Source organism: Stenotrophomonas sp. GbtcB23 (genome assembly GCF_019091045.1).
Classification (GTDB): Bacteria; Pseudomonadota; Gammaproteobacteria; order Xanthomonadales; family Xanthomonadaceae; genus Stenotrophomonas; species Stenotrophomonas rhizophila_A.
Map to the genome: position 1 here is coordinate 86078 of NZ_JAGXKC010000012.1, position 14990 is coordinate 101067.

Annotated in this window: 11 protein-coding genes; 4 read left to right on the top strand and 7 right to left on the bottom strand. The window is 67.4% G+C overall.

The window, feature by feature from the left end:
• Window positions 1-159 precede the first annotated feature (159 nt).
• Window positions 160-585 carry an NUDIX domain-containing protein gene (locus tag KVS69_RS07270; RefSeq protein WP_217537625.1) on the top strand — a complete coding sequence of 142 codons (426 nt, stop codon included), beginning with the start codon at window positions 160-162 and terminating at the stop codon, window positions 583-585.
• 8 nt (window positions 586-593) lie between these two features.
• On the opposite strand, the gene KVS69_RS07275 is transcribed toward KVS69_RS07270, so the two are convergent.
• The 6 genes from KVS69_RS07275 to KVS69_RS07300 are packed head-to-tail and all read right to left on the bottom strand — an operon-like array spanning window position 594 to window position 9404.
• Window positions 594-1697, bottom strand: coding sequence for a sugar kinase (locus KVS69_RS07275; protein WP_217537626.1), 1104 nt, complete (start codon window positions 1695-1697; stop codon window positions 594-596).
• On the bottom strand, window positions 1694-2875 hold the full coding sequence (locus KVS69_RS07280) for a GDSL-type esterase/lipase family protein (protein ID WP_217537627.1): 1182 nt from the start codon (window positions 2873-2875) through the stop codon (window positions 1694-1696). The genes KVS69_RS07275 and KVS69_RS07280 overlap by 4 nt, the downstream gene beginning before the upstream one ends.
• 29 nt (window positions 2876-2904) lie before the next feature.
• Complete coding sequence (locus KVS69_RS07285) at window positions 2905-3660, bottom strand: glucose 1-dehydrogenase (protein WP_217537628.1); 756 nt, start codon at window positions 3658-3660, stop codon at window positions 2905-2907.
• A gap of 37 nt (window positions 3661-3697) precedes the next feature.
• The gene (locus tag KVS69_RS07290; protein ID WP_217537629.1) at window positions 3698-4987 is read right to left on the bottom strand and encodes an MFS transporter; all 1290 of its coding nucleotides are present in this window, start codon (window positions 4985-4987) and stop codon (window positions 3698-3700) included.
• Complete coding sequence (locus KVS69_RS07295) at window positions 4984-7221, bottom strand: oligoalginate lyase (RefSeq protein WP_254622071.1); 2238 nt, start codon at window positions 7219-7221, stop codon at window positions 4984-4986. Before KVS69_RS07295 ends, KVS69_RS07290 begins: the two co-directional genes overlap by 4 nt.
• Window positions 7218-9404, bottom strand: a complete 2187-nt coding sequence (locus KVS69_RS07300) for a polysaccharide lyase 6 family protein (protein ID WP_254622072.1) — start codon at window positions 9402-9404, stop codon at window positions 7218-7220. Before KVS69_RS07300 ends, KVS69_RS07295 begins: the two co-directional genes overlap by 4 nt.
• Window positions 9405-9783: 379 nt before the next feature.
• Here KVS69_RS07300 and KVS69_RS07305 point away from each other — a divergent pair, with 379 nt between their 5' ends.
• Together KVS69_RS07305 and KVS69_RS07310 are read left to right on the top strand one after the other, a co-directional pair.
• On the top strand, window positions 9784-12672 hold the full coding sequence (locus tag KVS69_RS07305) for a TonB-dependent receptor (RefSeq protein WP_217537631.1): 2889 nt from the start codon (window positions 9784-9786) through the stop codon (window positions 12670-12672).
• Window positions 12673-12715: 43 nt separating this feature from the next.
• The gene (locus tag KVS69_RS07310; protein WP_184126111.1) at window positions 12716-13459 is read left to right on the top strand and encodes a FadR/GntR family transcriptional regulator; all 744 of its coding nucleotides are present in this window, start codon (window positions 12716-12718) and stop codon (window positions 13457-13459) included.
• Window positions 13460-13466: 7 nt separating this feature from the next.
• Here KVS69_RS07310 and KVS69_RS07315 read toward each other — a convergent pair whose 3' ends face one another.
• The gene (locus KVS69_RS07315) at window positions 13467-13856 is read right to left on the bottom strand and encodes a DUF6165 family protein (RefSeq protein WP_093534974.1); all 390 of its coding nucleotides are present in this window, start codon (window positions 13854-13856) and stop codon (window positions 13467-13469) included.
• Between the two features lie 216 nt (window positions 13857-14072).
• On the opposite strand from KVS69_RS07315, the gene KVS69_RS07320 reads away from it, so the two are divergent.
• Complete coding sequence (locus KVS69_RS07320; RefSeq protein ID WP_217537637.1) at window positions 14073-14738, top strand: TorF family putative porin; 666 nt, start codon at window positions 14073-14075, stop codon at window positions 14736-14738.
• The last annotated feature ends 252 nt before the right edge of the window (window positions 14739-14990 follow it).

Below are 14990 nucleotides of genomic sequence, written 5' to 3' on the forward strand. Positions count from 1 at the left end.
CCGCATCCATCGGTTGGCGGCCACCACGGATGGTCGCGGGTCCGAAGCAACGGTTGGCGGCCACCACGGATGGCCCCGGGTGCACAGCAGACGGTAGGCGGCCACCGTTGGTGGTCGCGGGCCCGCAGGCGATAATGGCTCGGCCTCCCGGAGAACCCCATGTCCCAGCCGACCCCACTGCAACACCCCCGCGTCGGCTGTGGTGCCGTCATCCAGCGTGCCGATGGGGCCGTCCTGCTGGTCAAGCGCGGGCGTCCGCCCGAGCAGGGCCACTGGGGCCTGCCCGGCGGCAAGGTCGATTGGATGGAGAAGGTGGAAGATACGGTGGTGCGCGAAGTGCTGGAAGAGACCGGACTTCGCATCGCGTTGGAGCGGCTGCTCTGCGTGGTGGACCACTTCGAGCCGGCGCTGGGCCAGCACTGGGTGGCACCGGTCTACCTGGCGCGCACGCTGGACGACACGCCGGCCGCGTCGCTCGAACCCGAAGCAATCCTTGCCGTGGACTGGTTTGCGGCCGACGCGTTGCCCGCCCCCTTGACCCGCTCCGCCACCGAAGGCCTGGCGCGGCTCGCCGAGCCGCGCTGAACCGCGCGCTATCGCCGCGCGGCGGCGCCGTCACCGCGCGCCACCGCTTCCACCTCCTCGCGGCTGGTACACGCGGCATCGCCCGGCGTGGTCATCGCCAAAGCGCCGTGTGCCGCGCCGAGCTCCACCGCCGCCTGTTCGCCCAGGCCTTCCAGCAGGGCATGCACCACGCCGGCCACGAACGCATCGCCGCCGCCCACGCGGTCCAGCAGGTCGACTTCGCGCGCGGCGGAGACGAACAGCGCCTCGCGGTTGCGCAGCGCGCCGGCCCAACCGTTGCGGGCCGCGTTGGTCGCATCGCGCAGGGTGAACGCCACCGCCTGCAGGTTGGGGAACCGTTCCATTGCGCGGAGCGCGGCCGCATCGGCCGGTCCCACATCCATCGGTGTCTCGCGACGGCCCAGGTCGGCCAGGTCCATGCCGAGGCAGGCGGCAAAGGAATACTCATCGCCAATGAGCAGGTCGCACTCGGCGGCGATGGCGCAGTTGGCGTGCCGTGCCGCGTCCGGATCCGGGTGGCTGTTCCACAGGCTGGCGCGGTAGTTGAGGTCGTAGGACACCGCCACGCCATGCCGGCGCGCCGCGCGCACGGCAGCGATGGCCGTCTGCGCGCTGTGCTCGGACAACGCCGCGAAGATGCCGCCGGTGTGCAGCCAGCGCACCCCGTGCACGCCGAACAGCGTGTCCCAGTCGATCTCGTCAGGCTGAAGTTGCGAGGCGGCCGAGTACGCCCGGTCGGACACCCCCAGCGGCGCGCGCACGCCGAAGCCGCGCTCGGTGAAGTTCAGCCCCATCCGCGTGTTGCGGCCAATGCCGTCGTACTCGCGCCAGAGGATCTGGCTGCTGTCCACGTCGCCGGCCTGGATCAGCTGCTGGGCCAGCAGGCCCAGCTCGTTGCGAGGCAGTGCGGTCAGCACCGCCGTGGCATGGCCGAAGGTACTGCTCAACCCGCGTGCCACGTTGTACTCGCCGCCGCCTTCCCATACCTGGAACTGGCGGGCGTTGCGCACGCGGCCTTCGCCCGGGTCGAACCGCAACATCACTTCACCCAGCGCCATCGCAGCCCAGCGCGGGCTAGGGTGGGGCGCCAGCTGGAACCGTTGCGCGCTCATCGTGCGGTGCACCCGAGCAGGGCCAGGTCCACGCCTTCCGCCATGCGCCGGTAGCCTTCGTCGTTCGGGTGCAGGAAATCGCGGGTGATGGCTTCCGGCAGGAATTCCGGCTTGGCCGGATCGCGCAGGATCTGGTCGAAGTCGATCAGCGCATCGAAGCCACTGCGCCCACCGCGCATCCAGGTGTTGAGCGTGGTGCGGGTGCCGGCCGATACGGGTTCGTAGCGGTCCGATCCGCCGAACGGCGTCATCGTTGCGGCAATGGCGCGGATGCCGTTGCTGTGCAGGCGCTCGGCCACCTGCCGGTAGCCCAGCACCATGTCATCGGCGTTGCGGCCGGCCACCGGCGGGGTGCCGCCGTCATGGCGGATATCGTTGATGCCTTCGAACAGGATCACCCGGTCCACGTGCGGCAGCGCGATCACATCGCGGTCCAGCCGGGCCAACGCACTGTGGCTGCGGCCATGGTCCATCACCTTGTTGCCGCTGATGCCGGCGTTGACCAGCACCACCTGGTCCGGGCAGGCCTGCTGCAGGCGGGTGGCCAGCAGCGAAGGCCAATCACCGTTGCTGCCGCGCGTGGCGGTGGCACCTTCGGTGATCGAATCGCCCAGTGCGACCACCACGATCGGCGTGGTGCTGCGCTCGGCCAGCACCGCCGACACCACGTTCTGCCGGTAGGCCAGCTTCACCTTGTCGGCAACCTCGGCCTGGCGGCCGTCGGCAATGCGCAGCGCGGTGCGGCGCACCGCCGGCTGGGTGGGTTCGGGGAAATACACGGTGAGTGAGACATCAGCTAGCGCCGGCACCGCCATCGGCACCGGGTCGCTGAGCAGCACCGCGCCCACCGGCACGGTGACCTCGCTGCGCCCGTTGAAGGTCACCAGCTTGGCCGGCGTGGCCGTGCCGGTGCGCTGTGCGGTGGCGCCGCCGATATGCAGCGGCGCCACGCCCAGCTCGTTGGTGATGCGGAAGCGCAGCGCGGTGGCCGAGCTGGCCAGGCGCATGTCCTGGCGCACGGTCTGGTTGGCGAACTGCACCGGTGCTTCCGGCGTGCCGTCCTGGCGGTCGGGCGCCGGCGAGGCGGTCCAGGCCGGTACCCAGACCTGGGCCTGGGTGGGCAGCGCCGCGGCGCTGGTGGCAAGTGCAAATGAAAGTGCAGTGATCCAGCGCAGCATGGCGGCCCTCCCAGGCGGTCAGCGGTCTATCAGGAGAAGTAGGTGCCGCCGTTGACGTCGACGTTGGCACCGGTGATGAAGCCGGCCGCGTCCGAGGCCAGGTACACGGCGGTGTCGGCCGCTTCCTGCGGGCGGCCCTGGCGGCGCAGCGGGGTGTTGCCGGCCACGGCGGTACGCACTTCCGGCTTGGTGAACTCATCGTGGAAGCGGGTGGCAATCATGCCGCAGCACAGCGCGTTGACGCGGATACCGCGCGGGCCCAGTTCCTTGGCCATGGCGCGGGTGAAGGTCATCACGGCGGCCTTGGCGGTGGCGTAGATCGACGCGCCCGGTCCACCGCCATCGCGGCCGGCCTGCGAGGCGAAGTTCACGATCGCGCCGCCTTCGGGCATGTGCGGCACCACCGCATGGGTGGTCAGGTAGACCGAGCTCATGTTGAGGTCCATCACCTTGTGGAAGAACGCCGGGTCGATCTCGGCCAGCGGGCGGCGCTGCACCATGCCACCGGCCACGTTCACCAGCACGTCGATCCGTGGCCCGAACGCAGCCTGCGTGGCGGCAACCAGGCTGGCCACGGCCTGCGGGTCGGTCACGTCGGCGCGGTGCACGATGGCGGTGCCGCCGGCGGCCTGCACCTGCTGCAGGGTTTCCTGCGCGCTGGCTTCGTCGTTGGCGTAGTTGATGCACACCTTGGCGCCGGCCGCGGCCAGCTTCAGCGAAATCTCACGGCCGATATCGCGGCCGCCACCGGTGACGATCGCCACCTTGTCCTTGAACTGATTCATTTGGTACTCCAGTGATGCGAGGGGGAAAAGGAAAACCTCAGCGGGAAGGCGGCGCGTCGAGCTTCTCGACGCGTCCGGTCACCAGCCACAGGGCAAGCAGGGAAGCGGGCACCAGCGCCGCCACCAGGATGAAAATGGGTGCATAGGAGTCGCGGGTCATCACCGGCACCAGCCAGGTGATGATCAGCGTGCCGGCCACGGCGGCCATGCCGCCCAGCCCGGCCAGCGAGCCGACCGATCTGCCATTGAAGATGTCGCCGGGCAGGGTCTGGATGTTGCCGATGGCGATCTGGAAACCGAACAACACGAAGGCAATGGTCACCACCGCCCACACCGGGTCGGTGGCCAGCACCGCGCCCAGCAGCGCCGGGGCCATGATCGCCCCGCCCAGGGTGATGACCCATTTGCGTGCGCGGTCCACGCTCCAGCCGGCCCCGATCAGCCGCCCGGACAACCAGCCGCCGCCGAGGCTGCCGATCATCGCGCCCACGTACGGCACCCAGGCAAAGATGCCGATCTGCTTGATGTCGAAACCGAAGGTATCGGCCAGGTAGATCGGCAGCCACGACACGAACAGCCACCAGATCGGGTCGATGAAGAAGCGCGTGGTGAGGATGCCCCAGGTCTGCCGGTGGCCCAGGAGTTGGCGCACGTTCGGCACGTATTCGACCTTGGGCACGGCCGGCTGTTCGGCCGGCGCATCCAGGATCAACGCGCGTTCGGCCGCGCTCACCCACGGGTGCTTGTCCGGCCCGGCGCGGTAGATGATCAGCCACGGCAGCAGCCAGACGAACCCGATGGCGCCGATGAGGATGAAGGTGCCGCGCCAGCCCAGCCACAGGAACAGCACCGCGATGAGGGGGGCGGAAATGATGGCGCCGATCGACGCGCCGGCGTTGAACACGCCTTGCGCCAGGGCCCGCTCGCGTGCCGGGAACCATTCGGCGTTGGCCTTGACCGCGCCGGGCCACGCGCCTGCTTCACTGATGCCGAGCATGGCGCGCACGATGCTGAAAGACAGGATCGAGTGGGTCACCGAATGCAGCGCGATCGAGATCGACCACACCGCAATCGACAGCGCGAAACCCATGCGGGTGCCGATGATGTCGAACAGGCGGCCGAACACGAACTGGCCGGCGGCGTAGAACAGCATGAACACCGTGACCAGCAGCGCGTAGTCTTCCTTGGTGGCGCCCACGTCCTTGGAAATCTGTGGCCACATCACCGCCAGGGCGTTGCGGTCGATGTAGTTGATCACCGTGGCCACCGCGATCAGCGCCACGATCAGCCAGCGCACGTAGGAACGGGTTCGGGTGCTCACGTTCATTTGCCGCCCTTGCCGGTGGCCGTATCAAAGCGCTTCCAGCCACCGTTCCAGCTCCAGCGCTGGCCGTCGCCGCTCACCTCATGGCTGCCGCCCTTGGACGGGTCATCGGCAATGCCCAGCGCCAGCCGCTGGCCACCGGCCAGGTCCAGTACCAGCACGCTGGCGTCCCTTCCGCGGTAGTGCACCAGCCGGTCGATGCGGCTGTTGGCGCCGCGCACGGTTTCGGCGGTGCCGTCGTACTGGCCATGCGGCTCCAGCACCCCGTAGAAGGTCGTGGACGCCTGGCCATCCACGCGCTGCAGCAGCAGCGGTTCGCGGCGCAGGTTGAAGGAAGGATCGTTCGCACCGCTTTCGCCGATCAACGCCCGTGCCGGCGCGGTGCTGGCGAAGCGGTAAGTGTAGAAGCGCCCGTCCAGCAGCCAGGTCAGGCTGCGCGCCTCGGGGCCCGGTTCGCTGGAGGCATCCACCCACACGTGCTGGTAGCCGTTGGCCTTGCCCAGCACCGGGCGCGTGGTCACCGCCGACTGCGCCTTGAAGCCCACGTCCATGATGTGGCCGTTGAAGTGCAGCGGCAGGTCGTAGCGGGCCGGCGTGCTGCCGTCCACGCGCAGCAGGTCCAGCACCACCGGCTGGCCCAGCGACGGGTGCGCGAGCAGCGCCTGGGTGCGGGTGAAGCTCACCCCGTCATACGCACCCTCCATGCGTGCCGACACGATCTGGGTGTCGTCGGTCACCGCGAACAGCAGCGGGGCCGGGGCCAGCGGCTGGCCCTTCTTCCAGTCGCCGCCGAAGTGGCTCTGCTCGTTCACCACCAGGGTGTTGTGCGCCAGCGTCTGCCGCGCCCAGCTGGTGTTCTCTGGCAGGTAGATGCCGCCGGACTTGGCTTCGATGTTGAGGAAGCGGGCGGCGCCGTAGTCGGTGACCACACGCTGGCCGTTGTCGTAGAACAGCCAGTTGAGCTTGTCGAAGTGGCCGTGGCCCATGCCCTGCTTGGTGTTCTTCATCACCAGTGCCTGGCCGTCTTCGCCGCCCATGCGCAGGATGGCCAGCGCGCCTTCGGTGCCGTCCGGGCCATCGCGCAGCAGGGTGGGGACGAAGGCGTAGGGCTTTGCCTTGTCTTCAGCCAGCGCCTTGGCCACCTGCAGCCCTTCGGGCGAGAGCAGCACGCGCTTCTGGCCCTTGGCGACCGACAGCAACCGTGCATCGCCGGTGTTGGCGTACGCGATGTCGATGCCGGCAACCAGCTCTTCGGTGTCCAGGCCCTTGTCCAGGATCGCGTCGTTGATCGGGATGAAGTAGCCGCCGTAGCTGCTCTGTACCAGCGCATCCACCGCCTTGAGCAGCACCCCGTCGCGGCGCTTGAAGATGCCGCGTTCGGGTTCGTTGCGCTGTATCGCGTTGGCGAACAGGATGAAGGGCGCCAGCGCATAGCGCTGGTAGTAAGGGCCCTCTTCGTAATAGCCATCCGGCGAGAACAGCTGGTCCACCTGCTTGAGGAAGCCGGCGTTGCCATCGCGCTTGCTGCCCTTCAGCGCCTGGTCCACCAGCACCGGGTCGCGCAGCACGTACCCGGTCATGCCGGTGGCGGCCACCGCCCAGGTGGCGTGGTTGTGGATCTTGTCGAAGTTCTCCGGGTTGCCGCTCAGGAACTGCGCCATCGGCCGGAACACGTTGTCGTCGATGGTGCGGCGCTCATCGGCGCTGAGGCTGTCGCGGATCGCGTCGTAACCCTGCACCGCGTTGACCAGCCACACCGAATCATTGAGGGTCTGCCAGAACAGACGCCCGGGAATCTGCCCGCGTCCTTCCGGATGCGCGCCCAGGCCGGGGTACAGCGTGGCGTAGCCGAGCAGTACATCGCGCGCGAAGTTTGCATACGCCTTGTCGCCGGTGAGCCGGTACAGCGCGCCTGCGGCCTGGATGGCCTGGTAATTGCGCTTGTGCTGTTCGTGGGTGTAGCCGCCGCCCTTGTCCTTGGGCACCGGCACATCGATGCCGGCTTTCATCATCGCGCGCACCAGCTTCTCGGCACGCGCCTGTTCCCTGGCGAACATCGGGTAGCCGGCGCCATCGCGGCGCATCTGCTCCCACTGGGCGGCGGTGACCAGCACCGGTGCGCTGCCGGCTTCGGCACCGCGCGTGGCGGCGTTGGGCGCCTGGGCGTGCGCGGCGGGCAGCGCGGCGGCGCTGAAGGTGGCCGCCAGCAGCAGCATCAGGGGCGTGGAACGCGTCATGGCAAAGTCTCGGCTGGGGTATCGGACTGCAGCGCCGCCGTAGCGGTGAACGTGGTGTTGCGCAGGCGCAGGTGCGGCTCGCCTGTCTGATGGGTGAAGCGCACCCGGCCGCTGCGCAGCCACGTGGTGTCGCTCAGGTGGGCCTGCTGCACGCCGTGCAGGCGCAGGCTGGTGTCGCCCGCGTTGCCCACCTGTTCCAGGCGGCTGCCGCGCAGCGCGAACGCCGGCCCGAAGGTGCTTTCATCGGTGCCGCCGCGGTAGAGGTTCACCAGCGGGCCACCGATGCGCTGGAACACCGAATCGACGATCTCCACCGTTTCGGCGTTGTAGGTGCCCAGGTCATCAGTCTCGGCAGCGGCGGCGATCACGCTGCCGCTGATGTCGTTCACCGTCACGCCGTGCAGCCGGATCAACGCGGCGAACGTGCCCTTGCCGGTGTTGATCACATCAAAGGCCTTGTTGCTGCTCAGGTCGTGGATGCGGCTGTCTTCGATGGCCAGGGTGTAATCGAAGGCCTGGCTGCCCGGCGGTACCCGGATCACCGCATTGCCGGCCGCATCCGGCGCCAAGCTGCCGTCGATCTCCAGCCCGGCCAGGCGCAGCGAGCCGCCGGGCCGGATCTCGAACAGCGACGGTCGTGAGAAACGCAGCGTGGCCTTGCCCTTGGCCGGGCCGATCACGCTCAGCGGGTGGTTTACCGCCAGCACCTGGCTGACGCGGTAGTCACCGGGTTGCAGCTGCAGGCGGTCGCCTGCGGCGCTGGCCGCCATGGCGGTCACCAGGGTGTCTTCGCCCGGCGCGACGCGATGCGCGCGGCCGCTGTCCAACGCGGCCTGGGTGACCTGTTTGGGATACCACGCCACGCCGACCTGTTCGCGCGGCACCGGCGCCAGGTCGCGCGGTGCGCCCACCTCAATGCCGGCCGGCGGATACAGCAGGCCGTTGGCCGCGCGCTGCAGGGTGAGGCTGCGGCCCTGCACGCCGTTGGGGAAACCGGGCGACGCCGCCGGGCTCTGCACGTTGCCGCTGAAGGCAATGCCGGCAAGGTCGCCCTGCGTGCGCAGCAGCTCGCCGCTGCCATCGCCGACGAACAGGTTGTCGGCGATCTTGCTGCGCACGGGCATCGCGTTGCGCTCCTCGTCCAGCCCGGCGCCGAGGAACAGGTAGCGCGCCTGCACGAAGCTGTTGTGGCTGATCAGCGCGTTGTCCACCTGCTCATAGCGGTTGAGTGGCGCATCGCGGGTGCCGGCCATCACCGCCAGGGCCGAGGCAAAGCCATCGCCGGCCACGCCTTCGAAATAGTTGTCGCGCACGATCTGGTCGCGGTTGATCACCCGCACGCCACCGGTATGCGGCTTGCCGTTGCCCAGGAAGATGTTGCGCTCCACCACGTTGCCGTGGCCGTGGCGCAGCACCATCGAGCCGCGTGATTCCTTGAACACGTTGCCGCGGTAGAGGTTGCCGCCGGACTTGTTGGAGACGATCTCCACCTCGCCATCGCAGTGCTCGAACCAGTTGTTCTCGACCACCGTGTTGGAAGCCGACTGCGAATCATGGCTGGTGCCCACCCGGATGGTCTCGCCGCCGTTGCTGCCCAGGTTGGGGCGCGGCCCGAACCAGTTGTGGTCGATGCGGTGGCGGTTGTCCAACCCGCTGGTGGCATTGCGCACCACCACCAGGGTGGTGCCGGCGTTGGTCTTGCCCACCAGCTGGTTGTGGTCGAAGCGGTTGAATTTGCCGTACATCGCCACCCAGTTATCGGACTGGGCGCGGTCGGGCTTGTTGTAGCCATCAATCACGATGCCGGTGACCCGGCTGTGCTCGGCCCAGGCCTTGGAGGAGCTGCGGAAGCTCACCACCTCACCACCCGGCGCCCAGCCATCGCGGAAAATCAGGTTGGACACTTCCAGATAGGCCCCGGCCAGCCGCAGCTGCGATTGCCCGCTCAGGATCACCTTCCCGGGCGTCTGCGCGGTCAGACGAATTGGTTGACCAATTGCGCCGGTCCCCGTCAGCAGCAGATCGACATCCCGCCACACGCCATCCGCCAGAATTAGGGTATCGCCAGGTTTCAGGCCCTTGGCGGCAACAGCGTACCCAGCAGCGTCATGCACCAGATACTCAGCCGCCCAGGCAAACCCGGGACAGAGGAGCAGTACCAGAATGGTAGGGGCGGTTCCCAAACGCCCGCCCGTACGGCCCATCGGCGCTTTAACGCACGGGCCCCACCAACACCAACGCTTTACCGCCTTACCCGGACCCACATCTTGTTGCTGTGCCACAGGTTAACCCTCCCAGATCACCATGGACGCCAACGCGAGTCCGGATGGTAACAGCCTCGACCGCAACGACGTCAACCACAATCGCATACCACTTTAGGCATATGTGGTTGGCCATTTGCGCAAATATCTGCTGCATCCGCACATAAAATTGGTTGTAACTGGCCTAGGTGCATCACCGGGGTAGACTTTAGTACCAATTCATTGACATTGGTCCTCCAACCGTGAATCTTCCGGATCGAATCCGTGTAATCGGACGATCCATCCTGGGAGGGAGATCACGATGTTGCATGACCGCCGTACGGCCTCGCCACGAGGCTTCCGCCACACCGCGCTGCACAGCGCGCTGTTCTATGCCCTGTGTGCCACCGCGGCCTTGCCGCTGGCCCACGCACAGGACGCCGCCCCGGCCGCCGCGCCGGCGCAGGCCACCACCCTGGACCAGGTCCAGGTGACCGGTACCCGCGGCACCATCCAGACCTCGATCGACAAGAAACGCGACGAGACCGTGGTGTCCGACGTGCTCTCGGCCGAAGACATCGGCGACCTGCCGGCGCTGTCCATCGGCGAAGCCATCGAAACCATCACTGGCGCCTCCACCCACCGCGAGAAGGGCGGCGCCTCGGAAATCTCGATCCGCGGGCTGGGCCCGTTCCTGGGCTCGTCCACCTTCAACGGCCGCGAGGCCACCAACGGCAGCGGCGACCGCTCGGTGAACTTCAACCAGTTCCCCTCGGAGCTGATCAACACCGTGGCCATCTACAAGACCCAGCGCGCCGACTTCGTCGAAGGCGGCACCGCCGGCACCGTCAACATGGAAACCGTCAAGCCGCTCGAGTACGGCAAGCGCACCCTCCAGTTGGACGGGCGCGGCACCTGGCAGGAATACGACGACCGGCTCAAGGATGGCGACGGCGTGGGCTGGCGCGGTACCGCCAGCTACATCGACCAGTTTGATTTCAGCGGCGGCGGCAAGCTTGGCGTTTCGCTCGGCCTGCAGGCGCTGGAAGGCAGCAACCCCGAAGAAATGTTCTCCAGCAGCACCACCTGGGCCGCCTGCGATGGCCGCGAAGTGGTCGGCGCCACCCGCAACTGCACCCAGGTCAACGGCAACGACGTGGCCAACGGCGTGCCGTATTACCTGGTGCCCGGCAGCCGCCTGTATCGCCAGTTCATCGAACACGACAAGCGCGATTCGCAGTTCGGCGCGCTGCAGTGGCGGCCCAACGACGCGGTGGAAGTGAACCTGGATTACCAGCACTCCAAGCGCGACTACACCGAAGACCGTTCGGACCTCACGCTGTCGTCGATGATGCGCAACCTCAACAACCGCGTGGTCAGCGATGACGGTGCGCTGCTCAGCCACACCGGTAGCACCACCATCGATTCCACCGGCAATTTCCTGGAACGCAACGAGGAATACACCGGCGGCGGGTTCAACGTGATCGTGCGGCCCAGCGCGGCGTGGATGTTCTCCACGGATCTGTCCTACTCCAACACCCAGCGTTCGCAGATCGAGCGCTCCACCCGCCTGCGCGCCGGTCGTACCGACGTCAACGGCAGGCCGGTGGCCGGCATCAAGAACACCCGCTATGTCGACTACACCTACGACTACAGCGGCGATGTGCCCAGCATCTACCTCGATCCGGCGTTCGATGTGAACAACCCGGACAACTTCACCGATTCAGCCCTGATCCGCCGCCGCCAGCAGGACCGCGAACACACCATCCGCGCCGGCCGCTTCGATGCGGCATTCACCCCGGAAAGCGGCTTCTTCACCGCGCTCAAGGGTGGCCTGCGCCGTTCCGAAGCGACCTACACCGACTTCACCGACACCGTGGATGTCACCACCACCAATGTCGCCGCGATCCGCGCCGCCAACCAGGCCTGCCGCCAGGCCTTCCCGCAGGATGATTTCCTGGCCAACGCCAGCGGCAACACCATCGACCAGTGGGCCACCTTCGACAGCCGCTGCCTGTTCAAGGCCTTCACCGGCGTGGATGACACCGGCCTCAGCGCGGACCTGCGCGACCCGGCCAACAACGATGTGACCGAGAAAACCAGCGCCATCTACCTGATGGGCGACTACAGCAGCGAGTGGTTCGGCGTGCCGGTCACCGGCAACATCGGCGTGCGCTGGGTGCACACCGACGTGCGTTCGATGGGCCTGCGCAGCGGGCTGGACGTGGTCAACAATCCCGACGGCACCGTGACCCTGCGGCCCACCGGCGATTTCACCCGGCAGGTGCTCAAGGCCAGCAACAACGAATGGCTGCCCAGCTTCAACGCCGCCTTCGAACTGCGCCCGGACCTGCTGCTGCGCGTGGGTGCCTACCGCGCGATGTCGCGCCCGGACCTCGCCGCGCTCGGCTACGGCCGCAGCTTCAACCTGGATGAAGTGGATACCGAGTTCGGCAGCGTGGCTGATGCACTGGGCAACATCACCGCCACCGGCAACCCGCGCGCCACCCCGCTGATGTCGTGGAATGCCGATGTCTCGCTGGAGTGGTACGCCAACGCCGATTCCATGCTGTCCACCGCCGTGTACTACAAGCAGTTCAACGGTGGCTCGGTGCCGGTGGTGGTGGGCGAGAACTTCGACATCGACGGGGTGAGCGTCACCGTGCCGGTGGAGCAGTTGGCCACCAGCGACCAGAAGAGCGACCTGATCGGCTTCGAGCTCACCGGCTCGCACAGCTTCTCCTACCTGCCGGGCATCTTCGCCGGGCTGGGCGTGAAGGCCAGCTACAACTACGCCCATTCCAACTTCAAGACCGAAGACCTGCGGCTGGGCGAGTCCACCGACCCGGGTACCGGCATCGTCACCCCGGGCATCGTGGAGCCGGCCAACATCTTCGGCCTGTCCAAGCACGTGGCCTCTGCGCAGGTGTACTGGGGCCTGGGCAAGCTGGACCTGCAGGCCATCTACAAGTACCGCTCCGATTACTACCAGCAGTTCGTGGGCGACCCGGCGCAGAACCGCTACGTGCGCGACAATGGCTCGCTGGACTTCCGCGCCACCTACAAGGTGAACAAGCACCTGTCGGTATCGCTGTCGGCCAGCAACCTCACGGACGAGCCGCGGGTGTCGGATATGCCCATCCTGGGCAGCTTCCGCGAGTACACCACCTACGGCCGGCGGTATTATCTGGGGGTACGCTACCGTTTCTAAGCGCAACTCCGGTTCCCAGCCACCGTACAGCCAGGCCTTGAAGATGTCCGAACCCCGCCTTTACCAGTCCATTGCCGCTGAAATCGTCGCGCTGATCGAGAAGGGCGAATTCCCGCCCGGCTCGCGCCTGCCCGGCGAACGCGACCTGGCCGAACGGCTGGGGGTGAGCCGGGTCACGGTGCGCGAAGCGGAAATCGCCCTGGAGGCGCAGGGCCTGATCACCATCAAGACCGGCTCGGGCGTGTACGTGAAGGCACGTCCGGCGGCCGCCCCTGGCGCGCTGCCGGATGTATCGGCGTTCGACCTCACCGCCGCCCGTGCGGTGATCGAAGCCGAGGCGGCGGCCATGGCCGCCAGCCGCATCACCGATGCGGAAGTGGAAATGCTGGAAGGGCTGATTGCGGCAATGACCGACCCGACCTCGAGCGAGGCGGCGGCCAGCGAGGCCGACCGCCAGTTCCACCTGGCCATTGCGCGCATTGCCGGCAACCCGGTGGTGGAGCACTGCGTGCAGCTGATCTGGCGCATGCGCAACGAGTTGCCGCGGGTGCGTCAGGTGTATGCCAACGTGTGCCACAACGACGGCGACACCCGCAACGACGAACACACCGCCATCCTCGATGGCCTGCGCCTGCGCGACCCCGGCGCGGCGCGCACGGCAATGCGCAATCACTTCCAGCGGCTGTTCGAATCCATGCTGGAAGCTACGGAAAATGAAGCGCTGGCGGAAATCCGCCGGCGCACCCAGCAGGACCGCGAACGCTTCCTGGCCGCCACCGCGCGATAAGGGGGGGTTATTCCCCCTGGTACTGCTTTTCTTCCACCAGCTGTGAGCCGGCAATCCGGTTGATCTCGTTCTTTACCTTCACCCGCTCGCCGTTGGTGCCATAAACACCGCGCGCCAGCTGGATGAACTGATCATCGAACACCTGCGCCGCTTCCTTGTCGCGCAGCTGGTCCTGGATATCCCACATCCGCACATTGATGGCCTTGAGCTGGGTCTTCAGCGCCTCCAGCCCCGGCTGGGCGGCCAGCTGTTCCTGCCACAGCGGCAGCAGCCCATCCAGTTCCGTGCGCACGTTGGCCACCTTGCCGGCATCGGTGATGCGTTCGGCCTTGATTTCCAGGATGGTGATCTTGTCGATCAGCTCGCCAATCGATACCGGGGTCAGGATCGCGTCCACGCCATTCTCGCTGCAGGTCAGTCAGGGCCGCCATGATAACGCGGGCCGCCTGAAGGCCTGGTGGGCAGCTTTTACGCCGAATTTGCGCGCCCCGCCGCTGCGGCGCATGGCGCCTTTACGGCCACGCTCACCACACTGTGCGCTTCAACGGCGCGGCCGTTTTCAGGAGTGGTGGACGTGGTGGCAAAGCAGGAAACAGGGCGCGCACTGCGCCGGATGAGCGGCGTGGCACTTGGCCTTGCACTCAGTGGCTCGGCGCTGGCGGGCGTGGACGGTAGCGCCACGCTGACCTCCGATTACGTCTGGCGCGGCAGCTCGCAGACGATGGAAGATCCCACCGTGCAGGCCGGGGTCAAGCTCAGCAGCGAATCGGGCTGGTATGCCTCGGTCTGGGGCTCGGGTGTGTCGTTCGAGCCCGATGCCGGTGCACGCAGCGAATTCGACATCGTCGCCGGCTGGAGCGGTGCGCTGGCGCCGGATTGGGCGCTGGACGTCAACCTCACCCGTTACCTGTACCCGTCCACCGACGTGGACCTGGACTGGACCGAGCTCAACAGCACGCTGACCTGGAAGGAGCGCTACTGGGTGAGCGCCGGCGTTTCCGACGACGCCCTGGCCAGCGGCCGCACCGGCACCTACGCCCAGCTGGGCGCACGGCTGCCGCTGGGCGAGCAGTGGCGCATCGAAGGCACGGTGGGCCAATACTGGCTCGACAGCGCGTACGCCGACGACTACCTGCACGGCCAGCTCAGCGCCATCTGGAAAGTGCATGGCCCGTGGGAGCTGCGCCTGACCGCACACGACACCGACCGCGCCGCCAAGCGCCTGTTCGGCAGCAACGCCGGCTCCCGCGTGGAATTCGCGATCCAGACAACGTTCTGAGGTGCGGGCGGTGATTGAAACCGCACCGTCTTGCCAGCGGTCATGCCTTACCGGGGTACCCACCCGCGCGTGCGGTCGATAGGGATGCGACCCTACCGGCGTCGCCCATGCCGCATCGCCAATGCGCACCGACCAGGGCCGGTGCGCAAAAACCTGACCGTCGGCGCGCCGGGAGGGTAATTGGATGGACTCGCCCCTCGCCGAGGCGTCTGGGCGCCATGGTGGCAACCTATAGCCACCAACAGCGAGGGA

Bases quoted from the DNA above. Each gene is read 5' to 3' on its own strand.
- KVS69_RS07280 (WP_217537627.1), bottom strand. From the start codon at position 2,875: ATGCTGCGCTGGATCACTGCACTTTCATTTGCACTTGCCACCAGCGCC.
- KVS69_RS07270 (WP_217537625.1), top strand. From the start codon at position 160: ATGTCCCAGCCGACCCCACTGCAACACCCCCGCGTCGGCTGTGGTGCC.
- KVS69_RS07305 (WP_217537631.1), top strand. From the start codon at position 9,784: ATGTTGCATGACCGCCGTACGGCCTCGCCACGAGGCTTCCGCCACACC.
- KVS69_RS07275 (WP_217537626.1), bottom strand. From the start codon at position 1,697: ATGAGCGCGCAACGGTTCCAGCTGGCGCCCCACCCTAGCCCGCGCTGG.
- KVS69_RS07290 (WP_217537629.1), bottom strand. From the start codon at position 4,987: ATGAACGTGAGCACCCGAACCCGTTCCTACGTGCGCTGGCTGATCGTG.
- KVS69_RS07310 (WP_184126111.1), top strand. From the start codon at position 12,716: ATGTCCGAACCCCGCCTTTACCAGTCCATTGCCGCTGAAATCGTCGCG.
- KVS69_RS07320 (WP_217537637.1), top strand. From the start codon at position 14,073: ATGAGCGGCGTGGCACTTGGCCTTGCACTCAGTGGCTCGGCGCTGGCG.
- KVS69_RS07285 (WP_217537628.1), bottom strand. From the start codon at position 3,660: ATGAATCAGTTCAAGGACAAGGTGGCGATCGTCACCGGTGGCGGCCGC.
- KVS69_RS07295 (WP_254622071.1), bottom strand. From the start codon at position 7,221: ATGACGCGTTCCACGCCCCTGATGCTGCTGCTGGCGGCCACCTTCAGC.